This window comes from Limnohabitans sp. MMS-10A-178 (assembly GCF_003063375.1).
GTDB lineage: Bacteria > Pseudomonadota > Gammaproteobacteria > Burkholderiales > Burkholderiaceae_C > Limnohabitans_A.
In genome coordinates, this window is record NZ_NERY01000001.1 from 81378 (window position 1) to 107430 (window position 26053).

Here is a 26053-nt window from a genome sequence, read left to right on the forward strand (position 1 = left end):
AAGTTCTTTTCATGGATTTTCAAATTCTTGTCAGTACCGCAGGCCGAGGCGCGACACTCTAAACAAGCTAAGTTGTTGTTTTAAATAGGATTTATGAATCTGCTCAGTTCGCGAGCAATTCAATCAAAGCCTTATTTTTCAAGGGTTTGCGGGTCATCAGACTGAGTTTTCAACAAAGTTATCCACAGTTTATTGGGACTGTCTTTAAAGGCCATGAAAAACAACAACTTACCCGATATTTCAAGAATATTTATGAGCAAGAAAATGACAGAATGCAGTGTTGCCCTTGAGTTAAGGGTTGCGCACAGGGTTTTGCATGCAAAAGTGGCTTGACATTGCAGTTTCAGCACCCGCACACAGTCAAGTGGGCGGTTTGCTGACCTATGTCACCGAATTGCCCGCAGCGGTGGGGCAATTGGTCAGAGTGCCTTTCGGCAGCAGAGAGGTGTTGGGCGTGGTGTGGGGCGTTCACACCAGTCCCCCATCCAGTCTGAGCACACACACTTTGCGTCAAGTGACAGCAGTGTTGGATGGCATAGAGCCCTTGAGCGCCAACTGGCGTCAGTTGGTTCAGTTCAGCGCGCAGTACTACCAGCGCGCACTGGGCGAAGTGGCCATGGCCGCTTTGCCACCGCAACTCAGAGACCTCACACCAGTGCAGATGGCAAGGCGCTTGAAAAAACAGCCCGCAAGCACAGAAAGCTTGGCTGCCGCGCTTCAGTCACCATGGCCTTTGTCTTCGCAGCAAACTGAGGTTTTGGCTCAAATGGCGGCGGCAACTGGCCCCTTCCTGCTTCACGGCGCCACGGGCAGCGGTAAAACAGAGGTCTACCTCCAAGCGGTTGCCAGGTGCTTGGCAGACAATCCCAAAGCGCAAGCCCTGATGATGGTGCCCGAGATCAACCTCACGCCGCAACTTGAGGCGCGCGTGAAAGCCAGATTTGGCGATGAAGGCGTGGTCTCGATGCACAGTGGCATGACAGGCCCCCAAAGATTGAAGAGCTGGTTGGCCGCCCACCAAGGCAGCGCCCGAATTGTGTTGGGCACGCGGATGGCCATCTTTGCCTCCATGCCCCATCTGAAATGGATTGTGGTGGATGAAGAGCACGATGCCAGTTACAAACAACAAGAAGGTGCACGCTACTCGGCTCGAGATTTGGCCATTTACCGAGCGCGCCTTGAAGGCGCCAAAGTAATTTTGGGTTCTGCCACCCCTTCTTTAGAAAGCTGGCATCACAGCAGGCCCGCTGCAGAAGGCGGCCGCTATGTGCGCTTGCCCATGCCTGCGCGCATTGGGGCGGGTCAACTGCCTTTTGTACGCCGGGTTGACATGAACCATCAGCCGCGCAAAACAGTTTTGTCAGCTCCCTTGATGGCTGCCATTCAAGAGCGTGTAGCCAAGGGTGAGCAAAGCATGCTGCTGCTCAATCGGCGCGGCTATGCCCCCGTTTTGCATTGCGCAGACTGCGACTGGAAAAGTGAATGCTCGCATTGCAGTGCGTTTCGGGTGTTCCACAAAATTGATCGCACCTTGCGCTGCCACCACTGCGGCTTCACCGAACGTGTACCCCGCGTGTGTCCTGCGTGCGGCAATGCCGACATTGCCCCCATGGGGCGTGGCACGGAGCAACTTGAAGAACATTTGGCCGAGCTTTTGGTCGATGTGAAGCGGCCTGATGGTCAGCCTGTGAAGGTGATGCGCATTGATGCAGACAGCACCAAATTAAAAGGCTCGCTGGAGGCCCAGTTGGCAGGTGTGCACAGCGGCGAAGTCGATGTGTTGGTGGGTACGCAAATGATTGCCAAAGGGCACGACTTTCGGCGCATCACCTTGGTGGCAGCGGTCAATCCCGACGGTGCTTTGTTCTCTAGCGACTTCAGAGCGCCAGAGCGCTTGTTTGCCTTGCTCATGCAAGCAGGCGGCAGAGCTGGCCGCGATGCCGCACAAAGTGCCAACAGTGAAATGTGGGTCCAAACTTTTCACCCTGGCCACCCCTTGTTTGAAGCGCTTAAAAAACACGACTACCCTGCCTTTGCAGAACAACAATTGAAGGAGCGCTTGGAAGCAGGGCTACCGCCCAGCACTTTCCAAGCCTTGATTCGAAGTGATGCGCGCATGCAGTCGGTGGCACAGGCATTTTTAAACCAAGCCAATGCGCAGCTGCAATCGGCTCTCGACATGAGTGCCAACGATGCGGCGGCCTTGGCCGAAGTGAGTGTGTATCCAGCGGTACCCATGAGCATCCAGCGAGTGGCCAATGTGGAGCGCGCTCAAATGCTGATTGAAAGCCCCTCTAGAAAAGCGCTTCACAGGGTACTTGAATTGTTGCAAGTGCAACTGCATGCATCGCGCTCTTTGCCAGAACACAAGGGCTTGATTCGCTGGCTGGTGGATGTCGACCCACTGGCCATTTAAAAAATTTATTGAAGCAAGGCCACTGCGCCCGAGAAGGTGAGGAAGGCTGCCGCTGTTGAGACCAAAATAATTCTGGCAATGCGGCCGCTGTCGGCACCAAAGCGCTCAGACAACATGGCCACATTGCTGGCACTGGGCAAGGCGGCCACCAACACCATGACTTTGAGCGCAAACGCATCGATGGGTACGCCCATTGAAATGGCGGCCAAGCCCACCACCAACACCAAGAGCGGGTGCAACAGCAACTTAATAAGCGCCACAGGCACATAGTCTTGCCACGTCAGGGGGCCGTGCTGCGCATGATGCGCAATTGTTTGTGAGCGCGCCAACACAGCTCCAATGGTGAACAGCGCAACGGGTGACGCGGCATCGCCCAGCAAGGCCACCGTTTTGTCGACAGGGCCGGGCAATTCAATTTGAAATGCAGAGAACAAAGTGCCCAACAAAATGGCCCAAGGCATCGGGTTTTTGACCACGCCCAGCAACGCGTTTTTGGCCGCTTGACCCACCCCCTGTTGGCCAGCGCCATCTAAGCGCGACAGGGCAATGCACAAGGAGGTGGTGATGACCATATCAATGACGATGGTGACAATGGCCGGCCCCGCAGCGGCAGAGCCTAGCAAGGCCACCAGCAAAGGCACGCCCATGAAACCGGTGTTGGGAAATGCGCCAACCAAAGCACCAAATGCAGCATCGTTCCAACCAAATCGCTTGTTCAAGGAGATGGCCACCACAAAGGCCACCATGACCAAGGCGCAAAACAAGTACATGAAGAATGCGCCAGCATCGAGCAGCTGCGCAATGGGCGTGTTGGCACCAAAACGAAACAGCATGCAAGGCAAAGCAAAGAACAGCACAAAGCCATTGAGCCCTGGAATGGCCTCAAAGGGCAACATTTGTCGACGCGCTGCCCAGTAGCCGCAAAGGACCAATGCAAAGAAGGGAAAGGTGACGCGCAAGACATCTAGCATGGCTCACATTGTGCCTTGTAAATGACACCTCAATTGCCCGCTATGATCGATCGCTTGGCCGAATGCGCATTTGGGCATTTGATTTGGCCTTCTCCATTTTACGCATGTCGACCCCCACCACTGGTTTGAATTCGGCTCAACTAGAAGCCGTCAATTACGTCAAAGGCCCTTGCCTTGTGTTGGCGGGCGCCGGCTCGGGCAAAACACGCGTGATCACACAAAAAATTGCCCGACTGATTGAGGTGGGCTTAGAACCCAAGCGCATCGCAGCCATCACATTCACCAACAAAGCCGCCAGTGAGATGCGCGAGCGTGCACGCAAGCTCATTGGCAAAGGTGCGCAAGAGGTCATGATTTGCACCTTTCATGCATTGGGTGTGCGCATCATGCGACAAGACGGTCATGTGTTGGGCTTGAAACCGCAGTTCAGTATTTTGGATGCCGACGATGTGGTGAGCATCTTGAAAGACTGTGGCGGCACCACCGATGCCAACACCGCACGCCAATGGCAATGGACCATCAGTGCTTGGAAAAATGCTGGCCTGACGGGCGCGCAAGCGGAGCTCGCAGCCAAGAATGAAAACGAGCGGGTGGCCGCGCGCATCATGGGCCGATACGAGGAACGACTGAGCGCTTATCAAAGCGTCGACTTTGACGACCTGATTGGTCTGCCTTTGAAGCTGTTGGGTCAATTTCCTGAAGTGCGTGAACGCTGGCAAGCCGCCATGGGCCATGTCTTGGTCGATGAATACCAAGACACCAACGCCACCCAATACGAAGTGCTGAAACACTTGGTAGGTGAGCGTGCGCGCTTCACCGCTGTGGGCGACGATGACCAATCGATTTACGGCTGGCGCGGCGCCACCTTAGACAACTTAAAACGTTTACCGCAAGATTTTCCGCAATTGAAAGTGGTGAAGTTAGAACAAAACTACCGCTCAACCAGCGCCATCTTGCGCGCGGCCAACAACGTGATAGAGCCCAACCCCAAGCTTTACCCCAAAACACTTTTCTCTGAGCTGGGCGAAGGCGAGCCGGTGCGTGTGATCGATGCCGATCACGAAGAACATGAAGCCGATCGGGTGGTTGCACGCATTCAATCATTGCGCGCAGGCACTGCCACCACCGCTGGCGGCATTCAATACCGAGAGTACAAAGAATTTGCCGTTTTGTACCGCGCCAATCACATGGCCAAGCCATTTGAAAAAGCCTTGCGGCGTGCGCAAATTCCTTACAAGGTGTCGGGCGGGCAAAGTTTTTTTGACCGTGCAGAAATCAAAGACTTGTGTGCTTGGTTTCGCTTGTGGGTCAACAACAACGATGACCCTGCATTCTTGCGTGCGGTGACCAGCCCCAAGCGCGGCATTGGACATCAAACCTTGGCAGGACTTGGCACCCTGGCCAGCCAATACAAACTCAGTTTGTTTGAAGCCTTGTTTTCCAATAGCTTAGGCGCCAAGTTGTCTGCGCGCGCTGTGGGTAGCTTGCATGAGTTTGGCCGTTACATGAATGACTTGGAATACCGCGCCAAACGCACCCATGGCGCCGAGGATGCCAAAGCTTTTTTATTGCAATGGCTGAAAGAAATTGGCTACGAAAAGCATTTGTACGACGGTGAAGACAACGAGAAAGTGGCAGCTGCGCGTTGGACCAATGTGCTGGAATTTGTCGATTGGATGTCGGGGCGTTGCGGCGGCACCATTGACGATGCTGCAGGGGTGAGCATCGCTTCCGAAACCAAGTCTTTGCTGGAAGTTGCGCAAACTATTTCTTTGTTGTCTACCTTGAATGAGCGCGAACAAGACCCCAATGTGGTCACCTTGTCGACGCTGCATGCCGCTAAAGGATTGGAGTGGCCGCATGTGATGCTAGTGGGTGTGAACGAAGGTTTGCTACCCTTCAAAATGGACGAAGACAATAAAGAATCAGTCGACGCCCAAGTGCATGCAGAAGGCCAACTCTCAAGGCTTCAAGAAGAGCGGCGCTTGATGTATGTGGGCATTACACGCGCGCAAAGAACATTGGCGGTGAGCTGGACCCGACGCCGCAAAAAAGGCCGAGAAACCATCGCTGCCTTGCCGAGTCGGTTTATTCAAGAAATGGCGCTCGACAAAAACACCATCAAAGAAGATCCGCGTGAAAAGTTGCGCGCATTGCGTGCAGAATTTGCGCTCAAAGCGGCGGCGTCTGCCGCCAAGCAAAAAGAACAAGGTGACTCGCTTTAATTTTGCGCCTGCCAAATTTTCCAAAGCTGCGCGAATTCAACTGCGGTTGCATCACCTTGAACGCTGTCCCACATTTTGGCGGCCTCTGCTTTTTGACCCAGTCTGAAAAGCACAATGCCCGCGTGCAAGCGGGTTTCTGCTTCACGCCTTAAGCCGCCCATGGCCAACGCTCGGCCAAAGAAAGCATTGGCTTGACTCCAGTTTTGTTTGGAGGTGTACACCTCTGCCAAACTGGCCAAGGTGTTGGCGTCTTTGGCTGATTTTTCAAGGCCCGGCAATGCTTTGTCGTCTTCGGCCAAGCGCACTTGAATTTGTTGACGCAGCTTTTGATGATTGGCGGCGGCGCTGACTTGGCCCATCTTGCCTGATGCAAAGGCAAGCTCGACCACTCGAGCAGCTTCAGCGGGCAAGCCCACGTTGAGCGCCAAACTGGCCATGTCGACATACTCAGAGGTGTCTTCCAAATTGCCTGTCACTTCCAAAATACGGTAAAGGTCTAATTCGAAGCGCAAATTAAAATTGGCTTGGCGTCCCAAACGGGCAATTGCTTCTGCCCAGTAGGCTTTGCTGGGGTAGTTTTGGAGCAACATTTTGAGCGTGCTGTTATAGCCCGCTTCGTCCTTGATCTGCCGCTGACTGAGCGCCATGATTCGCAAATCATTTTGTGATATTTTGACTTTGCTCGCTTCATCCAAACGGATTTTTTCTTTGACTTCTTGAATCACTTCTTCATGTCTGTTTAATTTAACCAAGCTTTGAATGAACACGGGTCGGATAGAGGGGTTGCCGCCTTCTAGCTTGAAATAAATTCGGGCCCAAGTGACAAGCTTTGACAGATCTTGGGCTTGGTCACTGGCACTTAACAAGGCTTCGATGAGAGGAATTTTTTGAGCTGCGGGCGTCCCCTCGGGCATCTCTTGAAGCATGGCCTCCAAGGTCAGAATGGCCAGAGGAAATTTTTTGGCCTGCAATGCCGCAATGGCCAAGGTTCTTTGAATGACAGGCCTCTCCGACGCAGTGATGCCTGGCGTTGACAAGGCTTGTTGGGCCAAGGCAATGGCGTTTTCGGCCTGCCCTGCGTTCAGGGCATCTTGTGCAGCCTGAAATGATTTAGCCGCTTCTGGCTGAACGACTCCCTGCGCGTTCGCACTGAATACCAACCCCAGCGTCCCTAACAGTGCCAGAAAAAAACCGGCCGAAAAAAAATTCAACCTCAATTGGGCCTTGGCAAATACATTGAAAAAAGAAGAACTTGTTGAGCAAGTGAGCATGAGTGGAATTTTTAAAAATGGATTTAAAAACAATCAACATTGAATTGGCTGTAATTTTGGTACAGGGAAACCCAATTTCATATATTTCTTTGGGGTATACCCTGATTTCTTTTTTTGTCTGCGCCATCTTCTTTAGGCTTGTAACTTAATTACAATTCTTTGCCATTTAGAATGCGGCACGAAGTATTGTAAATCTGTGACTCGTCATAGATTGATCTCGCTGTGAAGGAGCACTTTTTACATGATTGATTACGCCAGCCGGCAGCGTACCCCCCGCAAGCATTTGATCGGGTTGACCGTTGTGGTGGTGTTGCACGGGCTGCTGTTTTGGGCCATCAATTCCGGACTTGCGCGCAAGTTTGTGAAAGTCTTCAAAGATCCGGTGGAAGCCGTTCTGTTGGAAGAGACCAAGCCTGAAATTCCGCCACCCCCACCGCCACCACCGCCCAAAAATTTACCACCGCCACCGCCTGCCTATGTGCCGCCGGTTGAAGTGCCCGTGGCTGCGCCACCCCCGGTGAATGCCATTGCCGCTGTCTCCAACACACCTCAGCCTGTGGCCCCTCCTTCGCCCTTGCCGGTGCAAATGAATGCACCGCCGGCACCCCCAGCGCCTCCAGCTCCGCCTGCGCCGCCCGTGCGAACAGCCGCTGTGATCAGTGCGTCGGGTTGCGAAAAGCCGGAATACCCCAGCGCTTCAAAGCGCTTGGAGGAAGAAGGCACTGTGCAGTTGAAATTCTTGGTAGGCGTCGATGGCAAGGTCATTGAGTCAGCCATTGAGAAGTCCTCTGGTTTCAGGCGTTTGGACGAAGCGGCCAGAGCCGGTTTGTCGAAGTGCCAGTTCAAGCCTGGCACGCTGGATGGCAAGCCCCAGCAAAGCTGGGCCAGCATGCTGTTCACTTGGCGCATTGAGTAATGCGCCAAGCTCGCAGCAAAGCGCATCAGAAACCACATCAGAACCCAACACTTTTTGTTGAATATTTTTAAATTTAATTGAATTCGTTTCAGAGGAGTCTTTCCATGATCAAGCAACTCAAAACTCTCGTCCTGGCCATCGGTTTGGTGGCAGGCATGGGACTGGCCAGCAGCAGCTTTGCGTCCAAGACCAAAGAGGCTGCCCCTGCGGCAGCGGCACCTGCAGCCGCAGCGCCAGCCGCCGAGGCAGCACCCGCTGCTCCTGCCGCACCCGTTGCAGCAGCACCCGCATCTGCGCACGAAGAAAACCCCTACGGCCTCAGCGCTTTGTGGGCCCAAGGCGACGTGGTGGCCAAAGGCACCTTGCTCATCTTGGTGCTGATGTCCATGGGTTCTTGGTATGTGCTTATTACCAAGTACTTTGAGCAATCGAAGGCCGCCAAGTTTGCAGCAGAAGCCAAAGACAGTTTCTGGAGTGCTTCTTCTTTGCGTCAGGGTGCAGATGGCTTGGCTGAAGACAGTCCCTTCCGCTTCATTGCTGAAAAAGGTCTTGAAAGCGCCAACAAGCACACCGGATTGCTGGGTGGCGTGGACTTTGACACCTGGACCGCCAGAAGCATTCAGCGTGCCATTGGCAACGTTCAAAGTCGCTTGCAAGACGGCTTGGCTGTGTTGGCCACTGTCGGCTCCACATCACCTTTCGTGGGTTTGTTCGGTACCGTTTGGGGTATCTACAACGCGCTGGTAAAAATTGGCATGTCGGGCCAAGCGTCTATTGACAAAGTGGCCGGCCCTGTGGGCGAGTCATTGATCATGACGGCCATTGGTTTGGCTGTGGCGGTGCCTGCCGTGTTGGGTTACAACTGGTTGGTCCGCCGCAACAAGGCTGTGATGGAAGACGTGAACGGATTTGGTTCTGACTTGCACTCTGTGTTACTGGCTTCAAGCAACAAGTGATTTACAAGCGATTCAAGTCTAAGGCTTCAATCCTTAAAACTTCAATCCTCAACATATTCAGAGGCCAATCATGTCAATGAACGTCGGTTCAGAAAAAGACGATGAGATCATGAGCGAGATCAACACCACACCCTTGGTGGATGTGATGTTGGTGTTGTTGATCATCTTCTTGATCACCATTCCGGTGGTGACAACGTCCATCAAGGTGGACTTGCCCAAAGAGAAGAACGCGGTGCGGGAGACCAAGCCAGAGAACGTGATCATCTCGGTGGACGTACAGGGCAAGATTTTCTTGTACGACACGCCCATCAAAAATTCTGACGACTTGCTTCAGCGCATGAAAAAGTTTGCGGTCATGAAACCCCAACCTGAAGTTCAGATTCGGGGCGATGGCAAGAGCGACTTTGAGTCGGTGGGCCGAGTGATGTATGCGGTGCAGCGCGCCGGCATCACCAAGGTCGGGTTCATCACTGAGCCGCAATAAAGGAAAAAATCATGGGAATGAACGTAGGCTCGGGCTCGGGCAGTGATGAGCCAGAAGTGATGATGGACATCAACACCACGCCACTCATTGACGTGATGTTGGTGCTCTTGATCATGTTGATCATCACCATTCCGGCGCAACTTCACTCAGTGAATTTGGACATGCCCATTTCACAGCCACCCACCAAAAAAATTGACCCTGTGGTCATCAAGATTGATGTCGACGCTGCCAACGTGATCAATTGGAACGGCAAACCCATCTCAGGCCGTGCAGACCTTGAGGCCAAACTGGTAGAAGCTGCGGCCACTCAGCCACAACCCGAGCTGCATATTCGCTCGCATGCCAAGGCCAAATATGAGTCTGTGGCGCTGGTCATGGCCAGTGCGCAGCGCCTAGGCCTGACCAAGCTGGGCATTGTGGGTTCGGAGCAGTTTGTCAATTAAGCTATTTCAAGTTATTTGTGACGAATTCGTTTCCGCGCTTATTGGGAGATATCGGCGGAACCAACGCCCGTTTTGGATGGCAAGAAGGTAGTGCTACCGAGATTCAGCAGGTGCTGGTTCTACCCTGTGCTGAGTATGAAACTCTTGAAGCGGCCATTCGCACCTATTTGTCGCGCCAAAATTTGCCCGCTCCTCGCAGCTGCGCATTGGGCATCGCCAGCCCCATAAACGGTGATGCGGTTCGCATGACCAACCACCATTGGTCTTTTTCAATCTCAGAAGTTCAGCGCAATTTGAACTTGGAACAGTTCAAGGTCATCAATGACTTTACGGCCTTGGCTCTGGCACTGCCCTTCATTCCTGCCAACAACTTGGTTCAGGTGGGTGGTGCAAGCGATCCGGCCCAATGCCTTGCGCCCAAAGCACTCATTGGCGCTGGAACGGGCTTGGGTGTTTCAGGTTTGATACCTAGCGATCACAATGGCCATTGGTTGGCCATTTCAGGTCAGGGAGGCCACACCACCTTGGCAGCTCAGACAGATGAAGAATACCGAGTGATAGAAATTATTCGCCAACGCTATGGGCATGTTTCTGCTGAACGCGTGTTGTCAGGCCAAGGTCTGGTTGACTTGTATTTGGCTTTGCGCCAATTGCAAAAGCAATCTCCCGTGGATGTGAAAGGTGCTGCAGAAATCACAGCATGGGCCCTGCAAGACAAAGACCCTCTCGCGCTTCAGAGCCTTGAAATGTTCACTGGATTTTTGGGTTCAGTCGCAGGCGATTTGGCGCTTACATTGGGTGCGCGCGGTGGTGTGTATTTGGGTGGCGGTATTGTGCCCCGTTGGTTAGGTTGGTTTGAAACTTCTAACTTCAGGGAGCGATTTGAAGCCAAGGGTCGTTTTAGGACCTATTTGAAAGACATTCCTGTTTGGGTCATCAATGCCCCGGAGTCTCCAGCCTTGTTGGGCGCCTCTCGTTCGTTGAGCAACTAAAGCCCTTGCAAGCACGAAAAAAAACCGCTTTGCAGCGGTTTTTTTTGATCCATCAAGAGGCAACTCAATGTCAGTCAGCGTACTTGCCGCTAGCATCTACAGCCGCTTTGATCTTCTGAATTTCTGCAGCCACAAACTTCTTGTGCTCTGCAGGTTCTACGCGCTTGTCAGTCACCACCAAAGCGCCCAAGCCTTCTTGTTTCTTGATGAACTCTGGGTCCTTCAAGGCTTTCTTCATGGCTTCATTCAATGCAGTGGTGATGGCTGCAGGCGTGCCCTTAGGCGCATACAAACCGTGCCAAATGGTGAGGTCAAAATTCTTCAAGCCCATTTCTTGCAATGAAGGATAGTACTTCAACGATTTGTGATCCGACAAAGGCTTGGCGGTAGTCACTGCGAAGGCTTTGATTCGGCCAGACTCAATTTGAGCCGTGGTGTTGGTGGTTTGATCGCACATCACGTCAACTTGACCGCCAACCAAGGCATTCATAGCTGGTGCCGTACCGCCAAAAGGAATGGTGGTCATGGCTTCTTTGGACTGCAACTGTGCTTGCCACAACATGCCGCAAATGTGCGAAGCTGAACCCAAGCCTGCATGGGCGATGTTCAACTTACCTGCATTGGCACGGATATAGTTTTCAAAATCGCGGTAGGTGTTGGCAGGCAACTGTGGCTTCCCAACCAAAGTCATTGGCACATCGTTGACCATGCCCAAAAACTCAAAGTCTTCCAAAGGCTTGTAGGAGAGTTTGCGATACAGCGCAGGCGTTGCGGCCATGCCGATATGGAACAACAGCAGGGTATGGCCGTCTGGGTTGGCACGTGCCACCTTGGCCGCGCCAATGGTGCCGCCAGCACCCGCCACGTTTTCGACCACAAAGTTGCCACCTGGCATGGTCTTGGCCATGGCCACGGCAAGATCACGGGCTACTTTGTCTGTGGGGCCGCCCGCAGCAAAAGGAACCACGAACGTCACAGGCTTGGTACCTGGGAAATTTTGAGCATGCGCAACCATTGTCAAGGCAGCGGCTGCAATCAATAGCAAACGTTTCATTTTTATCTCCTAGTTTGGAACGCGAAGTGTAGTGGGACATTGGTCCGAAAGCTACAAAAAGAATCACTGCCAATACAAAAATTAAGGTCTTTTAGGCCTTGATTCGCAGCATTTCTGAGCCAAATCAATGCTTTTTGTTCAATGCTTTGTTCAATGCCTTATTGATAACTGCGCGCGTCTTCAATGACCTTGCCATCATTGGTCAAAGAGCCTGGCGCCACCAACAACACGTCGCTGCGCAATTTGGTGATATCGCGAATGGCTTCTGCAATTTGGGCCTTGAGGGTTTCAGAACCAGCTTGAGAAGCAGTTTCCACGTGCAAAGCCATGCTGTCGTTGGCCATTTCACCTTGCACCACCAAACGGGCTTTGAGCACTGCTGGGAAACGTTTCACCACTTCAGCCACCTGGCCCGGGTGCACAAACATGCCTCGCACTTTGGTGGTTTGGTCGGCGCGCCCCATCCAGCCCTTGATGCGTTGATTGGTTCGGCCGGTGGGACACGTCCCCGCCAAGATGGCAGACAAGTCGCCCGTGCCAAAGCGAATCAGGGGGTAGTCGGGGTTCAAGCTGGTGATGACCAACTCGCCCACTTCGCCTTCAGGCACCGGGTCACCTGTACCAGGACGCACAATTTCAACAATGACGCCTTCATCCAGCACCAAACCTTGGCGCGCACTGGTTTCGTAAGCAATGAGGCCCACATCGGCAGTGGCATAGCACTGGTAGGCATCTACGCCTTGGGCGGTCATCCAATCGCGCAGGCTGGGTGGAAAGGCCTCGCCTGAGACCAAGGCTTTTTTCACGGAAGGCAGGGCCACACCCATTTCTGCCGCTTTTTCAAGAATGATTTTCAAGAAACTGGGAGTACCGATGTAGCCCGCCGGCTGCAGCTCGGCAATGGCTTGCACTTGTTGCTCGGTTTGGCCAATGCCACCCGCAAACACCGTGCAGCCCAAAGCATGCGCGCCCGTCTCCATCATGGAGCCCGCCGGTGTGAAGTGATAACTGAAACAGTTGTGGATAAGTTCGCCAGACTGGAAGCCTGCCGCAGAAATAGCCCGCGCCATGCGCCAATAGTCGGCGCGTGCGCCCTCAGGTTCATAAATAGGGCCAGGGCTTGAAAACAGTCGCGGCATGTTCTTGCCATACGCCACCGCACTGAAGCCACCAAACACGCTACCGCCCTTGGCGCGTGAAGCCTTTTGCAGTTCCTGCAACTCATGTTTGCGAATCACGGGCAGTTTGGCCAAGGCGCTGCGGGAGGTGATGTCTGCTGGGTTGATACCCTTCAAAGACTCAGCAAATGCCGAGGTATTTTTTTGAGCGTGTGCAATTTGCACAGGGAGGGCGGCCAACAAGGCCGCTTCGCGCTGTTCAGGGGCGCGCGTTTCCAATGCATCCATGTGCGTCTTCATAAACTTCCTTTGAAGGTGGTTGGAAAAAATTAAGCCAACCAACGCTTGCGGCGTTTGTAGCTCTTCACATCTTTGAAGCTCTTGCGTTCACCACCACCCATGCCGAGGTAAAACTCTTTCACGTCTTCGTTGGTGCGCAGGTCCTCGGCCAAGCCATCCATCACAATGCGACCCGACTCCATGATGTAACCGTAGTCGGAGTACTTGAGCGCCATGTTGGTGTTTTGTTCTGCAATCAAGAACGTGACTTTTTCTTTCTCGTTCAAATCTTTCACAATGTTGAACACCTCTTCCACAATCTGTGGCGCCAAGCCCATGGAGGGCTCATCCAAAAGCATGACGCTGGGATTGGTCATGAGGGCGCGGCCAATGGCACACATTTGTTGCTCGCCGCCCGAGGTGTAAGCTGCTTGGGAAGTGCGGCGTGTTTTCAAACGAGGGAAGTAGTTGTACACCTTCTCGAGGTTGGCTGCAATTTCGCCTTTGTCTTTGCGTGTGTAGCTGCCCGTCATGAGATTTTCTTCAATGGTGAGGTGGGCAAAGCAATGACGACCTTCCATCACTTGCACCACGCCGCGATTGACCAAGTCGGCGGTGGTGAGGTTTTCAATGCGCTCACCACGCAGCTCAATGCTGCCCTTGGTGACATCACCGCGCTCACCTTTGAGCAAGTTGGAAATAGCCCGCAAGGTGGTGGTTTTGCCTGCGCCATTGCCACCCAAAATAGCCACAATGCCTTGCTCTGGAACTTGCAGGGAAACGCCCTTCAGAACCAAGATGACGTGGTTGTAAATCACTTCAATGCCATTGACATTCAATACAATTTTTTTATCGCTCATGGACTTTGCCTTTGTGACCAAATGAAAATCTCAAGTTCTGAGACTTTCATTTGGCAACTGCTTTCGCAGTCGCCAAAGGGCCGCACGCTGTGCAGCCTCCAGTTTTTTAGGACTGGCAGTCAGCCGGTGTACGGCGTGTCAGTTTCTTTTCTGCAGCGTACTTGTCGGCAGCGGCTTTCACCATTGGTTTGATGATTTGCTCATCGGCCTGGTACCAGTCGCTAGAGAACTCCCACTTGCTGCCATTCCATGTGTGAATACGGGCCCAGTTGGCGCCCATGTGATCGGCACATGAAGTGGAGATAGGACGCAACACACCCTTGAAGCCCAAGGCATCCAATTTGGCTTGTGTCAGGTTCAAGTTTTCATAACCCCAACGCGCTTGCTCGCCGGTCATGACTTTGCCTTTGCCGTATTTTTCTTGGGCTTGGCGAACGCCTTCAATGGCAAACATGGCGCTGAACAAGCCGCGCATGTAAAGCACTTCACCGACTTCGTCCTTAGGACCCGTACCCTGGTTTTTGGCGTGCAATTTTTCCAAAACTTCTTTCACAACGGCAGAGCCTTTTTCGGCGCCGTGTTGCATCGTGATGGCGTTGTAACCTTTAGCGCCCATGCCGATGTCTTTGACATCGGGTTCAGCACCGGCCCACCACACACCATAAATCTGCTCGCGAGGATAGCCTGTGGCCTGTGCCTCTTTGACCAAGGTGGAGTTCATCACACCCCAACCCCAGTTGACAACGTAATCTGGACGATCACGGCGAATTTGCAGCCACGTAGATTTTTGCTCGACGCCAGGGTGTGTCACAGGCAACAAGCTCAGCTTGAAGCCGTGCATGGCAGCGCGCTCTTGCATGATAGGAATGGCTTCTTTGCCGAAGGGGCTGTCGTGGTAAACCAAGGCAATGTGCTTGCCTTTGAGCTTGTCAGCGCCGCCCACTTTTTTGGCAATGTCTTGGATGATCACGTCACCGGCCACCCAGTATGTGCCTGCCAATGGGAAGTTCCATTTGAAAACGCCGCCGTCAGCGGACTCGCTGCGGCCGTAGCCAGCAGTGATCAGAGGAATCTTGTCGCCAGGGGCTTTTTCAGTCAAGGCAAAGGTAATGCCTGTGGACAATGGCTGAAACACAGTGGCGCCGCCATTTTTGCCTTTCAGGCGCTCATAGCACTCCACACCACGGTCTGTGGCATAGCCTGTTTCGCATTCCTCGAAACTGACTTTCACGCCGTTGATGCCGCCACGTGCATTGACGAGCTTGAGGTAGTCGACGTAACCATTGGCAAATGGCACGCCATTGGGCGCGTAAGCACCCGTTCTGTACACCAGCACTGGGAAGAATTGCTCTTTGGTTTGTGCGGTGGCAACAGTGCTGACCAGCGCGCTGGAAAGTCCTGCAGCAGCCACTGTAACGGCTAGAGCGAGTTGACGAAGCTTCATGGTTGTCTCCTGTAAAAAGTAAAAGTGTGAAGCACTACGGAAAAAATCAGTGAGGGAAAGGCCAGAGGCGAAGTTTTTGCTTTGCCACAGACCACAGTTTTGCCAAGCCATGCGGCTCAACAATCAAGAACCAAACAATCAAGGCACCAAAAATCATGAACTCAGCGTGAGAGATGGCGGCAGTGGAAATGACCACGCCCACCAAGCTCCCCACCCAAGGCAAAAACTGATTCAGGAAAATAGGGAGAATCACAATGAATGCGGCACCAAAAAAGCTGCCCATGATGGAGCCCATGCCGCCAATGATCACCATGAAAAGCAACTGGAATGAGCGGTCAATTGAAAACGCTGCGGGCTCCCAAGAACCCAAGTGCACAAAGCCCCACAAAGCGCCCGCAACGCCCACAATGAAGGAGCTCACCGCAAACGCGCTGAGCTTGGCATACATGGGGCGAATACCAATGACTGCGGCAGCCACGTCCATGTCGCGAATGGCCATCCACTCGCGGCCAATGGCTGAACGCACCAAGTTTTTGGCAAGCAAAGCAAACACCACCAAAAAGGACAAACAGAAAAGGTATTTTTCAACCGGGCTTTGAATGACCCAGCCCATGACACTCAAGTTAGACACGTTGACCGAGCCTGAAGCTGTGTTGTTGGTAAACCAGCCCACGCGCAAGAACGCCCAATCGCAAAAGAATTGAGCGGCCAAGGTCGCCACCGCCAAATACAGGCCCTTAACCCGCAAGCTTGGAATGCCAAAAAACACGCCCACCAAGGTGGCAAAAAATCCACCGCTCAACAGCGCAAGAATGAGAGGCATGCCTTCAATGCGAACGTAGGTGTTGTAGGCCATGTAGGCACCCACCGCCATGAAGGCACCCGAGCCCAAAGATATTTGGCCGCAATAGCCCACCAAAATGTTGACGCCCAAGGCGGCCAGGGCCAAGATCAAGAAGGGAATCAAGATGGCCCTGAACATGTATTCGTCGACCAAGAAGGGCACACCAATGAAGGCGAAGGCAACCAAGGCCAGAATAGCCCAGCGATCTTGTGCGATGGCAAAAATTTGCTGGTCACTTCTGTAAGAAGTTTTGAATTGACCGTTTTCTCTGTAAAACATGTTGTGATTCCTTAGACGCGATCAATGATTTTTTCGCCAAACAAACCTTGGGGTCGGAACAGCAAGAAGACCAATGCAAGGACATACGCAAACCAAATTTCAATGCCGCCACCCACGAAGGGGCCCAGATAAACTTCGGACAGTTTTTCGCCAACACCAATGATCAGGCCACCAATGATGGCGCCTGGCACAGACGTCAAGCCACCCAAAATAATCACGGGCAGTGCGCGCAAAGCCACCGTGGTCAAGGAAAACTGGACACCCATTTTGGAGCCCCAAATAATGCCGGCCACCAAAGCGGTGATGCCTGCCACAAACCACACAATGACCCAAATGCGGTTGAGCGGAATGCCAATGGACTGCGCAGCTTGGTGGTCATCGGCCACAGCACGCAGCGCACGACCTGTACTGGTTTTTTGGAAAAACAAGGACAAGGCCACCACCAACAGGGCGGCAATCACAGCTGCATAAACATCTTCCAAGTTCACCAGCACACCGCCTGGGAAAACGGAGTCCAACAAAAAGACGGGCTCTTTGGGCATGCCCACATCGATCTTGTAAATGTCACTGCCAAAAATAGTCTGGCCCAAGCCATCAATGAAATAGGTGATACCCAAAGTAGCCATGAGCAAAGTCACGCCTTCTTGGTTGACCAAGTGACGCAAGACCAAGCGCTCAATGAGCCAAGCCAACAAAAACATCAAGGCGGCAGCCAAGCCAAAGGCGATGACGTTGCTCAGAATCTTGTTGTCCAAGCCCAATATACCGGGCACCCATTCGGCAAAACGAGCCATGGCCAAAGCGGCAAACAGCACCATGGCACCTTGCGCAAAATTGAACACGCCAGACGCTTTGAAAATCAGCACAAAGCCAAGTGCCACCAGGGCATACAGCATGCCGGCCATGAGGCCACCCAGTAGAGCTTCCAAGAAAAATGCCATGTTGTTCTCCTCAATGACTGGTGCCGAGGTAGGCACTGATCACTTCTTCGTTGTTACGCACTTCTTCGGGAGTCCCGTCGCCGATTTTTTTGCCGTAGTCCAGTACCACCACACGGTCCGAAATGTCCATCACCACACTCATGTCGTGTTCGATCAACACGATGGTGGTGCCAAACTCGTCGTTGACATCCAAGATGAAACGACTCATGTCCTGCTTTTCTTCAACGTTCATGCCGGCCATGGGTTCATCGAGCAACAAGACTTGAGGCTCCATGGCCAAGGCACGTCCCAGGTCAACACGTTTTTGCAAGCCATATGGCAATTGGCCCACCGGTGTTTTGCGGTGCGCCTGAATTTCAAGAAAGTCGATGATGTGTTCGACAAAATCTCGATGCTGCTCTTCTTCCGCTTGAGCGGGACCAATGCGCAAGGCCTGCATGAAAATGTTGCTCTTGATGCGCAAGTTGCGGCCGGTCATGATGTTGTCAATCACGCTCATGCCTTTGAACAAGGCCAAGTTTTGGAACGTGCGGGCCACCCCCATTTCGGCTACTTGGCGGCTGTCCATGTGGTCAAAGGTTTGACCCCGAAATGTGATGCTGCCTTCTTGCGGTGTGTAAACACCGTTGATGCAATTGAGCATAGAACTTTTGCCCGCACCATTGGGGCCAATGATGGCGCGAATTTCGTGCTCTTTGACATTGAAAGAAATATCGGTAAGCGCTTTCACGCCACCAAACCGAAGGCTGATGTTGTTCACATCCAAAATGACGTCGCCAATTTTTTTGGTCATGCTGATTTCTCTGTGTTGAGGCAAGCCGCGTTCAAGCTGCAGCCTTCACGGGGACAAATGTTTTGGCATCTGAAATGCGGAGGGTGGCGCTGACACTGCCAGTGCGACCATCTTCAAACTTCACAACCGTTTCAATGTATTGAGTGGTCAAGCCGCCATACAAGGCGTCGACCAAGGGCAAGTATTTCTCGGCAATGAAGCCGCGGCGTACTTTGTTGGTGCGCGTCAGTTCGCCATCGTCGGCATCGAGTTCTTTGTGCAGCACCAAGAAGCGGCTAACTTGGCTGCCTGCCAGCAGAGTGTCTTCAGCCAAATCGGCATTGACTTGCTCAACACACTCACGAATGAGTTCATAGACTTCTGGCTTTTGCGCCAAGTCGGCATAACCGGCATAGGGCAAATTGCGGCGCTCGGCCCAGTTGCCCACGGCATCAAAATCGATGTTGATCATGACGCACACTTTTTCGCGCTGGTCTCCGTAGGCCACCACTTCTTTGATGTGCGGGAAGAACTTGAGTTTGTTCTCGACGTACTTGGGTGCGAACATGGCGCCGTCGTTGCTACCGCCCTTGATGCGGCCCACGTCTTTCACACGGTCAATGATTTTGAGGTGGCCATGGCTGTCTAAGAAGCCGGCATCGCTGGTGTGGTACCAACCATCAGCTGTTAAAACTTCGGCGGTGGCTTCTGGGTTTTTGTAATAGCCTTTAAGCAGACCGGGTGACTTCACCAAAATTTCGCCGTTCTCGGCCACTTTGATTTCAACTCCTCGGCAAGGCACGCCCACGGTGTCGGCACGGGCTTGGTTGTCGGGCTGCAAGCACACAAACACAGCTGTTTCGGTGGAACCATAAAGCTGTTTCAAGTTGACGCCAATGGAGCGGTAAAAGCTGAACAAATCGGGGCCGATGGCTTCACCTGCGGTGTAGGCTACGCGCACGCGGCTAAAGCCAAGGCTGTTGCGCAGAGGGCCGTACACCATTAAGTTGCCCAAGCCATACATCAGGCTGTTGAACAAACCAATCGATTGGCCCTCCATGCGCTTAGGGCCAACTTTCATGGCCAAGCTCATGAAGTATTTGTACAAGCTGCGCTTGAAGCTGCTGGCATCTTCCATGCGAATGCTCACACTGGTGAGCATGCCTTCAAATACCCGAGGCGGTGCAAAGTAATAGGTGGGGCCAATCTCTTTCAAGTCGATCATGACCGTGGCAGAAGACTCGGGGCAATTGACCACATAGCCAGCCACCAACCACTGTGCGTAGCTAAAGATGTTTTGACCAATCCAAGCCGGTGGCAAATAAGCCAGCACGTCTTCATTGGAAGTAAGCCGATCAAATTCGGCACCTGCTTGCGCGCGGTCAATCAGAGTGCCATGCGTGTGCACCACACCTTTGGGATTGCCTGTGGTGCCTGATGTGAAGAACATGGCGGCCACGTCGTCTTTGGTGCCAGCTTCCACTTGCTCTTTGTAAAACTGGGGGTGCTGCTTGGCGAACGCTTCGCCCGACGCCAACAACTCGTCCATCGAACCGAGACCGGGCTCATCGTATTTGCGCAAGCCCCTGGGGTCGTCGTAATAAATGTGCGTGAGTGCGGTGTAGGTTTCACGCACTTCCAACATTTTGTCCACTTGTTCTTGATCCTCCACCACACACAAACGCACTTCGGCATTGGTCATGGGGAACACACACTCGGCTGCCGCTGCATCTTGGTACAAAGGAATGGGAATGGCGCCCAGCGATTGCGCCGCCAACATAGTGGCGTAAAGGCGAGGACGGTTCGAACCCACTACCACCATGTGCTCACCGCGCTTCAAACCGGCCTGATGAAGGCCGCAAGCCATGTTCGCCACCATGGTGGCCATGTCTTGCCAACTGATGGTTTGCCAGATGCCATATTCTTTTTCACGCATGGCCGGTGCACTGGGTCTTTGCGTAGCGTGCGTCAATAGCAATTTGGGAAAGGTCGTCTGCATACGGGTCCTGGTTGTTCTCCGTCCCCCCATCGAGAGGGACTTGTTTGAATTCTGAATCTGGATGCTAGACTCTGATTTGACGCTAAGTTGTCGTTTTGACGACAATCTCGAGATTCGCCCACTAGGATTTTCCCTAATATTTTCAACGTCTTACGGCAAATTGACATGACATCTGACCTGCATCAAAGAAGACGCCCGCCCACCGAAGAGGAATTGGCCAGCATCCCTTGGCTGGTTTTGCTCCTGCCCAAAGAGCACGAGAGAGCTGTCAATGCCTTGCGAGTTGGTGATGCCGAGAAAGGCGATTTTGTGTGCCGGGTGGGTCGCCCTGTTACCTATTGGTTTGGTACCGTGTCGGGTTTGCTCAAAATGAGCACCGACAACGAAGATGGCCAAACCATGACCTTCACGGGGGTGCCGCCAGGCGGCTGGTTTGGCGAAGGCACTGCCTTGAAACGCGAGGCTTATCGCTACAACATTCAAGCCTTGCGAAGCAGTGTGGTTGCGGGCTTGCCGCTGGATACCTTTCACTGGCTGATTGACAACTCTTTGGGCTTTAACCGCTTTGTGATGAACCAATTGAATGAACGACTGGCGCAGTTCATTGCGGCCAGGGAGTTTGACCGGTTGAACAATCCAGACTTGCGCGTGGCCCGCAATTTGGCAGCCCTGTTCAATCCGGTGCTGTTTTCAGGGGTGGGCGATTTGCTGCGCATTACCCAACAAGAGCTGGCCTACCTGGTGGGCCTGTCAAGACAGCGCGTGAATGAAGCCTTGATTCACTTGCAGGAGGAGGAGCTTATTCGCGTGGAATATGGCGGCGTTCGAATTTTGGATTTGCAAGGCCTTAGAACCCGCCTGATTGACCGCAGAAACAGGGACAATGAGCCCAAAGAATCCGTTTTATGAATCAGCCGCCACCCAAGCCCACTTTTGTTCGAGCGCCCAGGCCTGCCCATGCAGTCTCTAGCGTGCACCCCAGCGCGTCAGGCGCTACAACTGTCCGCCTGAACAAGCGCATGGCCGAATTGGGCCTTTGCTCCCGCCGCGAGGCCGATGCCTGGATTGAGCAAGGCTGGGTTTTGGTCAATGGACAAGTGGCCGAAATGGGCATGCAGGTTGGCTCCACAGATCGCATCACGGTGGAGCGTGCGGCGCAAGAACAGCAAGAACAGCAGGTCACGGTGCTGCTGCACAAACCCATGGGCTATGTGAGCGGCCAAGCCGAGGACGGGCATGAGCCGGCCATGGTCTTGTTTCAAGCACGCAACCAATGGTCTGGCGACACCACGCGCATTCGGTTCAGCCCCGCGCAATTCAAAGGTTTGGCACCCGCGGGTCGCTTGGACATTGACTCGGTGGGCTTGTTGGTCATGACGCAAGACGGCCGTGTGGCACGCCAACTCATTGGCGAAGACTCTGACATGGAGAAAGAGTATTTGGTGCGTGTCACTTGCGCGGGCCCACATGGCGACATTGCTGTTAATGTGCAAGCGCACTTTCCAGCGGCACAAATGCAAAAACTGCGGCATGGCCTGAGTTTGGATGGCAAGCCTTTGAAGCCAGCTCAAGTGGAATGGCAAAACCCCGAACAGCTGCGCTTTGTGCTGAAAGAAGGCAAGAAGCGTCAAATTCGGCGCATGTGTGAACAAGTGGGTCTGAAAGTGGTGGGCCTCAAGCGAATTCGCATGGGCCGCGTGCATCTAGGCGCATTGCCTGTGGGGCAGTGGCGCTATTTGAGCCCCAAAGAGACCTTTTAAACCCCTTGAAATTTCAAAACCCATCCCCAAATCTGGGGTTGCGGCCAACTTAGCCCTTGCTGCCATTGCGGCAAAACTCTCACCAACCTTTATTTGATTTACTTAGAAGATGACAAAAAAGACCCATGCCTTTCAGGCCGAAGTAGCCCAGCTGCTCCACTTGGTAACGCACTCTCTGTATTCCAACCCCGAAATTTTTGTCCGTGAATTGGTCTCTAACGCTTCAGACGCTTGCGACAAGTTGCGCTTTGAAGCTTTGAACAATGACGCGCTTTATGAAAACCAGCCCAACCTGGAAGTGCGCTTGTCCTTTGACACCGAAGCCAAGACTTTGACCATTGCCGACAACGGCATTGGCATGACCGCCCAAGAAGCCATCGACAACTTGGGCACCATTGCCAAGAGCGGCACCAAAGACTTTGTGAGCAAACTCTCTGGCGATCAAAAAGCCGATGCACAACTCATTGGCCAATTTGGTGTGGGCTTTTACTCTGGCTTCATTGTGGCCGACAAAATCACAGTCGAGACCCGCCGCGCAGGCTCGCCCGCGTCTGAAGGTGTGCGCTGGATCAGCGGTGGCACCGGCGACTTTGAAGTGGAAAGCATCGAACGCACTACACGCGGCACCAGCATCATTTTGCATTTGCGCGAAGACGCGCTGCAATATGCCAACACTTGGAAACTGAAAGAAATCGTCGGCAAATATTCCGACCACATCAGCTTGCCCATCTTGATGGAAAAGGAAGAGTGGAAAGATGGCGAACTGATTGGCAAAGACGAAAGCGAAGGCCGCAAACCAGGCGGCATGGTCAAGACCGGCGAATGGGAAGCCATCAACAAAGCCACCGCTCTATGGACACGTCCTAAGAAAGACGTGACCGAAGAACAGTACAAAGACTTTTACAAACAAATAAGCAAAGACTTTGCCGAGCCGCTCACCTGGACACACAACCGTGTAGAAGGCAGCACCGAGTACACACAGCTTTTGTACATTCCTTCACAGGCCCCACAAGACTTGTGGAACCGTGACAAAAAAGCGGGCATCAAGTTGTACGTCAAGCGCGTGTTCATCATGGACGATGCTGAAGCGCTCATGCCCAGCTACTTGCGCTTTGTCAAAGGGGTGGTGGACTCTGCCGATTTGCCTCTAAACGTCAGCCGTGAATTGCTGCAAGAAAGCCGCGACGTCAAAGCCATTCGCGAAGGTTGTACCAAGCGCGTGTTGTCCATGCTGGAAGACTTGGCCAAGCACAACGAAGCTCCAGAAGCTTCAGCCGATGGCGTGACCGATGTGGTGAGTGAAGAAGACAAAGCCAAGGAAGGCCAATACACCAGCTTCTACAAAGAGTTTGGTGCGGTGCTTAAAGAAGGTTTGGGCGAAGACTTTGGTAACCGCGATCGCTTGGCCAAATTGTTGCGATTTGCTTCTACATCGTCTGATGAAGTGAGCGTGTCATTGGCCAATTACAAAGCGCGCATGAAAGAAGGCCAAGAAGCCATTTACTACATCACGGCCGACACATTGGCTGCGGCTAAACACAGTCCTCAGTTGGAAGTGTTCAAGAAGAAGGGCATTGAAGTGTTGCTCATGACCGACCGCGTGGACGAGTGGGCTTTGAACTTCATGCACGATTTTGATGGCACCCCCATGCAAAGCGTGGCCAAAGGCGCCTTTGACTTGGGCAGCTTGCAAGACGAAGAAGAAAAGAAAGCCGCTGAAGAAGCCGCCGAAACCTTCAAGCCTTTGCTTGCTAAATTGAAAGAAGCTTTGAAAGACAAAGCCGAAGACGTGCGCGTGACCAGCCGCTTGGTGGACTCACCTGCTTGTTTGGTGGTAACCGACAATGGCATGAGCATGCAGTTGGCGCGCATGCTGAAGCAAGCGGGTCAACAAGCGCCCGAAACCAAGCCTGTGTTGGAAGTAAATCCTGAACATGCCTTGGTGAAGAAACTCGAGGGCTCTGTGCACTTCCATGACTTGGCCAATATCTTGTTTGACCAAGCCTTGTTGGCAGAAGGCGGTATGCCGGAAGACCCAGCGGCTTATGTGCGCCGTGTGAATGCTTTGTTGGTTTAAGTGCAAATTGAAAGCACTTGTAAATACAACAAAAGGTAAATTTTGAATTCTGTTGTATAGTCATTGCACGACTCCCCTTTTGACCGCTTGGTTTGGCCAAGTGCTCTAAAGGCGACAAGCCGCCCTTGGGCGGCTTTGTCATTTCTGGAAAGCTAATTTGCGTACCATTGCTTACATTGACGGCTACAACCTCTACTATGGACTCCTTCGGAAGTCTCAATACAAGTGGCTAGACGTCTATGCACTTTTCCGCGATCAAGCATTGAATCAAAGCTCTGATCTTGTTGAAGTTCGCTATTACACGGCTCCCATGCTTGGAAAAATGTCGGATGATTTGGAGTCTCCGATCAGACAGCGAAGATACCTTCAAGCACTTCGAAAAATGCATCCCATCGGGCTGACTCTGATTGAAGGTCGAATCGTTGCCTCAACTCCATTTCAACGATTGATTCGTCCAATCCCCGAAGCACCCCACTTACAAAAAGTTCAAGTTCTAGATTTCAATGAAAAGAAAACAGATGTCAATATTGCTTCCGACATGATCAATGGCGCTTGGCTGAAAACATACGATCAAGCCGTCTTGTGCAGCAATGACTCAGACTTGGAAGGGGCATTGCGCAGCATTAAAGAACATCACCCTCATATCCGTATCGGATTGGTTGCGCCTATTTCTGGTGATGATCCTCGCAAAATTTCAAGCGATTTAGCGAGATTCTCCGATTGGAAAAAAATTTTGAGTACGACTCATCTTTCTAGATCGCAGTTACCAGATCGAATTCCGAGTTCACATCTAGCAAAACCTGCTGCATGGAAAAACTAGCTGCGTTCAAGCTCATACCACCAGCAGCGGCTCCTGCATTTGCTCGATCTGCTCTTCCAACATTTGCACTTGGCCGCGCCAATAGTCGGGCGTGCCAAACCACGGGAAGTTGATGGGAAAAATGGGGTCGTCCCATCGACGTGCTAACCAGGCGCTGTAGTGAACCAAACGCAAAGTGCGGAGTGGCTCAATCAGCGCCAGTTCACGTCGATCAAAATCGCGCACTTGCTCATACCCGTCAAGCAACATGCTCAGCTGGCCCGAGCGTTGTTTGCGATCGCCCGACAACAACATCCACAAGTCTTGAACAGCAGGACCCATTCGCGCATCGTCTAAGTCGACAAAGTGCGGGCCGCCGCCTGGCAGGTCAGCAGGTGTCCACAAAATATTGCCAGGGTGGCAATCGCCATGCAAGCGCAGCATTTGAAAATGCGGCCAATCGCTGCCGTGAGCAGAACCTAAGCCAGCGGCGTGCATCACGTCCATGGCTTGTTGCCATGCATCTTGCCATGCACGCTCGACCTCCATGGGGATGGCTTTGTTGGCAAACAACCAATCCCTCGGCTCTTGCATGAAGGTGTCAATGCTGAGTGTGGGTCGGTTGTGGAACGACTTAGCAGAACCCACTGTGTGAATGCGCGCTAAAAATCTACCAATCCACTCCAGCACTTCGGCGTCATCAAGCTCAGGGGGCCGACCACCTCGACGTTCACTGACTGAATAAGCAAAGCCCTTGAAAGATTCCGCATGCGATGTCTCTCTTTCACCTTGCAACTCAAAAGCTTTGTGATGCAAAGTTTGTCCTTGCAAATTCAAAGGCGGTACCACAGGCACTTCAGCCGCCACCAGCTCTGCTGCAAAATCGTGCTCCTCTTGAATTTGCGCATCGGTCCACCGACCGGGTCTGTAAAACTTGGCCACCACACTGTTTGGTATGGGCGTGCCGTTGGTTTGGCTTGGCGTGCGTTCTGTTTCCAAATGAATTTGGTACACGCGGTTCTCGTAAGAGCTCAATGCCGTTAGACGTCCATCGCCCATGAGGCCAATGTCGGCCAGCGCATCTAACACCACATCGGGTGTGAGCGAGGTGTACGGATTGACACGGATGTCCGTGCTAGGTGCAATGTTCACA

At 52.9% G+C, this 26053-nt stretch carries 22 protein-coding genes; 11 read left to right on the forward strand and 11 right to left on the reverse strand.

Annotated elements, in window-relative coordinates:
• The first annotated feature begins 316 nt into the window (after positions 1 to 316).
• Complete coding sequence (priA, locus tag B9Z32_RS00360; protein WP_108419451.1) at positions 317 to 2416, forward strand: primosomal protein N'; 2100 nt, start codon at positions 317 to 319, stop codon at positions 2414 to 2416.
• 5 nt (positions 2417 to 2421) lie between these two features.
• Here priA and B9Z32_RS00365 read toward each other — a convergent pair whose 3' ends face one another.
• Positions 2422 to 3387, reverse strand: a complete 966-nt coding sequence (locus tag B9Z32_RS00365; protein ID WP_108419452.1) for an AEC family transporter — start codon at positions 3385 to 3387, stop codon at positions 2422 to 2424.
• A gap of 104 nt (positions 3388 to 3491) precedes the next feature.
• Here B9Z32_RS00365 and B9Z32_RS00370 point away from each other — a divergent pair, with 104 nt between their 5' ends.
• On the forward strand, positions 3492 to 5612 hold the full coding sequence (locus B9Z32_RS00370; RefSeq protein ID WP_108420877.1) for an ATP-dependent helicase: 2121 nt from the start codon (positions 3492 to 3494) through the stop codon (positions 5610 to 5612).
• Here B9Z32_RS00370 and B9Z32_RS00375 read toward each other — a convergent pair.
• Positions 5609 to 6772 (reverse strand): hypothetical protein, encoded by a 1164-nt coding sequence (locus tag B9Z32_RS00375; protein ID WP_146179436.1) that lies wholly within the window; start codon positions 6770 to 6772, stop codon positions 5609 to 5611. The two genes, B9Z32_RS00370 and B9Z32_RS00375, sit on opposite strands and share 4 nt — an antisense overlap.
• Positions 6773 to 7124: 352 nt before the next feature.
• Between B9Z32_RS00375 and B9Z32_RS00380 the strand changes: the two genes are divergently transcribed.
• The 5 genes from B9Z32_RS00380 (at position 7125) to B9Z32_RS00400 (ending at position 10674) form a co-directional block, all read left to right on the forward strand.
• Positions 7125 to 7799: an energy transducer TonB gene (locus B9Z32_RS00380; RefSeq protein WP_199219915.1), complete on the forward strand. Its 675-nt coding sequence runs from the start codon at positions 7125 to 7127 to the stop codon at positions 7797 to 7799.
• Between the two features lie 104 nt (positions 7800 to 7903).
• A complete protein-coding gene (locus B9Z32_RS00385; RefSeq protein ID WP_199219916.1) occupies positions 7904 to 8755 on the forward strand; it encodes a MotA/TolQ/ExbB proton channel family protein in 852 nt (283 codons plus the stop codon).
• Between the two features lie 70 nt (positions 8756 to 8825).
• Positions 8826 to 9239: a biopolymer transporter ExbD gene (locus B9Z32_RS00390; protein ID WP_108419454.1), complete on the forward strand. Its 414-nt coding sequence runs from the start codon at positions 8826 to 8828 to the stop codon at positions 9237 to 9239.
• Positions 9240 to 9250: 11 nt separating this feature from the next.
• Complete coding sequence (locus tag B9Z32_RS00395; RefSeq protein WP_108419455.1) at positions 9251 to 9682, forward strand: biopolymer transporter ExbD; 432 nt, start codon at positions 9251 to 9253, stop codon at positions 9680 to 9682.
• Between the two features lie 17 nt (positions 9683 to 9699).
• Positions 9700 to 10674: a glucokinase gene (locus B9Z32_RS00400; protein ID WP_108419456.1), complete on the forward strand. Its 975-nt coding sequence runs from the start codon at positions 9700 to 9702 to the stop codon at positions 10672 to 10674.
• 70 nt (positions 10675 to 10744) lie between these two features.
• Here the strand turns inward: B9Z32_RS00400 and B9Z32_RS00405 are convergent, their stop codons facing one another.
• The 8 genes from B9Z32_RS00405 to B9Z32_RS00440 all read right to left on the reverse strand — a co-directional run bounded on the left by B9Z32_RS00405 (position 10745) and on the right by B9Z32_RS00440 (position 20264).
• A complete protein-coding gene (locus B9Z32_RS00405) occupies positions 10745 to 11728 on the reverse strand; it encodes a tripartite tricarboxylate transporter substrate-binding protein (protein WP_108419457.1) in 984 nt (327 codons plus the stop codon).
• A gap of 158 nt (positions 11729 to 11886) precedes the next feature.
• The gene (locus B9Z32_RS00410; RefSeq protein ID WP_108419458.1) at positions 11887 to 13146 is read right to left on the reverse strand and encodes a phenylacetate--CoA ligase family protein; all 1260 of its coding nucleotides are present in this window, start codon (positions 13144 to 13146) and stop codon (positions 11887 to 11889) included.
• Between the two features lie 29 nt (positions 13147 to 13175).
• Positions 13176 to 13985 (reverse strand): ABC transporter ATP-binding protein, encoded by an 810-nt coding sequence (locus B9Z32_RS00415; RefSeq protein WP_108419459.1) that lies wholly within the window; start codon positions 13983 to 13985, stop codon positions 13176 to 13178.
• Between the two features lie 106 nt (positions 13986 to 14091).
• Positions 14092 to 15429, reverse strand: coding sequence for an ABC transporter substrate-binding protein (locus B9Z32_RS00420; protein ID WP_108419460.1), 1338 nt, complete (start codon positions 15427 to 15429; stop codon positions 14092 to 14094).
• A gap of 46 nt (positions 15430 to 15475) precedes the next feature.
• The gene (locus tag B9Z32_RS00425; RefSeq protein WP_108419461.1) at positions 15476 to 16552 is read right to left on the reverse strand and encodes a branched-chain amino acid ABC transporter permease; all 1077 of its coding nucleotides are present in this window, start codon (positions 16550 to 16552) and stop codon (positions 15476 to 15478) included.
• 11 nt (positions 16553 to 16563) lie between these two features.
• Positions 16564 to 17493: a branched-chain amino acid ABC transporter permease gene (locus tag B9Z32_RS00430; protein ID WP_108419462.1), complete on the reverse strand. Its 930-nt coding sequence runs from the start codon at positions 17491 to 17493 to the stop codon at positions 16564 to 16566.
• A 10-nt stretch (positions 17494 to 17503) separates the two neighbouring features.
• Positions 17504 to 18286, reverse strand: a complete 783-nt coding sequence (locus B9Z32_RS00435) for an ABC transporter ATP-binding protein (protein WP_108419463.1) — start codon at positions 18284 to 18286, stop codon at positions 17504 to 17506.
• A gap of 31 nt (positions 18287 to 18317) precedes the next feature.
• On the reverse strand, positions 18318 to 20264 hold the full coding sequence (locus tag B9Z32_RS00440; RefSeq protein ID WP_108419464.1) for an AMP-binding protein: 1947 nt from the start codon (positions 20262 to 20264) through the stop codon (positions 18318 to 18320).
• Between the two features lie 165 nt (positions 20265 to 20429).
• Here B9Z32_RS00440 and B9Z32_RS00445 point away from each other — a divergent pair, with 165 nt between their 5' ends.
• From B9Z32_RS00445 to B9Z32_RS00460, 4 genes are all read left to right on the forward strand, one after another.
• The gene (locus B9Z32_RS00445) at positions 20430 to 21173 is read left to right on the forward strand and encodes a Crp/Fnr family transcriptional regulator (protein ID WP_108419465.1); all 744 of its coding nucleotides are present in this window, start codon (positions 20430 to 20432) and stop codon (positions 21171 to 21173) included.
• Entirely contained in the window at positions 21170 to 22024 is an 855-nt protein-coding gene (locus B9Z32_RS00450) for a pseudouridine synthase (RefSeq protein ID WP_108419466.1), read from the forward strand. The genes B9Z32_RS00445 and B9Z32_RS00450 overlap by 4 nt, the downstream gene beginning before the upstream one ends.
• Positions 22025 to 22133: 109 nt before the next feature.
• Positions 22134 to 24101, forward strand: coding sequence for a molecular chaperone HtpG (htpG, locus tag B9Z32_RS00455; protein WP_108419467.1), 1968 nt, complete (start codon positions 22134 to 22136; stop codon positions 24099 to 24101).
• Positions 24102 to 24258: 157 nt separating this feature from the next.
• Positions 24259 to 24921 carry an NYN domain-containing protein gene (locus tag B9Z32_RS00460; protein WP_108419468.1) on the forward strand — a complete coding sequence of 221 codons (663 nt, stop codon included), beginning with the start codon at positions 24259 to 24261 and terminating at the stop codon, positions 24919 to 24921.
• A 12-nt stretch (positions 24922 to 24933) separates the two neighbouring features.
• Here B9Z32_RS00460 and B9Z32_RS00465 read toward each other — a convergent pair whose 3' ends face one another.
• The gene (locus B9Z32_RS00465) at positions 24934 to 26052 is read right to left on the reverse strand and encodes a serine/threonine protein kinase (RefSeq protein ID WP_233248004.1); all 1119 of its coding nucleotides are present in this window, start codon (positions 26050 to 26052) and stop codon (positions 24934 to 24936) included.
• Position 26053: the final 1 nt, after the last annotated feature.

Excerpts from the sequence above, each read along its gene's own strand:
- B9Z32_RS00405 (WP_108419457.1), bottom strand. The coding sequence starts at position 11,728 with ATGAAACGTTTGCTATTGATTGCAGCCGCTGCCTTGACAATGGTTGCG.
- htpG (WP_108419467.1), top strand. The coding sequence starts at position 22,134 with ATGACAAAAAAGACCCATGCCTTTCAGGCCGAAGTAGCCCAGCTGCTC.
- B9Z32_RS00440 (WP_108419464.1), bottom strand. The coding sequence starts at position 20,264 with ATGCAGACGACCTTTCCCAAATTGCTATTGACGCACGCTACGCAAAGA.
- B9Z32_RS00370 (WP_108420877.1), top strand. The coding sequence starts at position 3,492 with ATGTCGACCCCCACCACTGGTTTGAATTCGGCTCAACTAGAAGCCGTC.
- B9Z32_RS00410 (WP_108419458.1), bottom strand. The coding sequence starts at position 13,146 with ATGAAGACGCACATGGATGCATTGGAAACGCGCGCCCCTGAACAGCGC.
- priA (WP_108419451.1), top strand. The coding sequence starts at position 317 with ATGCAAAAGTGGCTTGACATTGCAGTTTCAGCACCCGCACACAGTCAA.
- B9Z32_RS00365 (WP_108419452.1), bottom strand. The coding sequence starts at position 3,387 with ATGCTAGATGTCTTGCGCGTCACCTTTCCCTTCTTTGCATTGGTCCTT.
- B9Z32_RS00385 (WP_199219916.1), top strand. The coding sequence starts at position 7,904 with ATGATCAAGCAACTCAAAACTCTCGTCCTGGCCATCGGTTTGGTGGCA.
- B9Z32_RS00420 (WP_108419460.1), bottom strand. The coding sequence starts at position 15,429 with ATGAAGCTTCGTCAACTCGCTCTAGCCGTTACAGTGGCTGCTGCAGGA.
- B9Z32_RS00415 (WP_108419459.1), bottom strand. The coding sequence starts at position 13,985 with ATGAGCGATAAAAAAATTGTATTGAATGTCAATGGCATTGAAGTGATT.
- B9Z32_RS00425 (WP_108419461.1), bottom strand. The coding sequence starts at position 16,552 with ATGTTTTACAGAGAAAACGGTCAATTCAAAACTTCTTACAGAAGTGAC.
- B9Z32_RS00380 (WP_199219915.1), top strand. The coding sequence starts at position 7,125 with ATGATTGATTACGCCAGCCGGCAGCGTACCCCCCGCAAGCATTTGATC.
- B9Z32_RS00395 (WP_108419455.1), top strand. The coding sequence starts at position 9,251 with ATGGGAATGAACGTAGGCTCGGGCTCGGGCAGTGATGAGCCAGAAGTG.
- B9Z32_RS00450 (WP_108419466.1), top strand. The coding sequence starts at position 21,170 with ATGAATCAGCCGCCACCCAAGCCCACTTTTGTTCGAGCGCCCAGGCCT.
- B9Z32_RS00430 (WP_108419462.1), bottom strand. The coding sequence starts at position 17,493 with ATGGCATTTTTCTTGGAAGCTCTACTGGGTGGCCTCATGGCCGGCATG.
- B9Z32_RS00435 (WP_108419463.1), bottom strand. The coding sequence starts at position 18,286 with ATGACCAAAAAAATTGGCGACGTCATTTTGGATGTGAACAACATCAGC.
- B9Z32_RS00390 (WP_108419454.1), top strand. The coding sequence starts at position 8,826 with ATGTCAATGAACGTCGGTTCAGAAAAAGACGATGAGATCATGAGCGAG.
- B9Z32_RS00445 (WP_108419465.1), top strand. The coding sequence starts at position 20,430 with ATGACATCTGACCTGCATCAAAGAAGACGCCCGCCCACCGAAGAGGAA.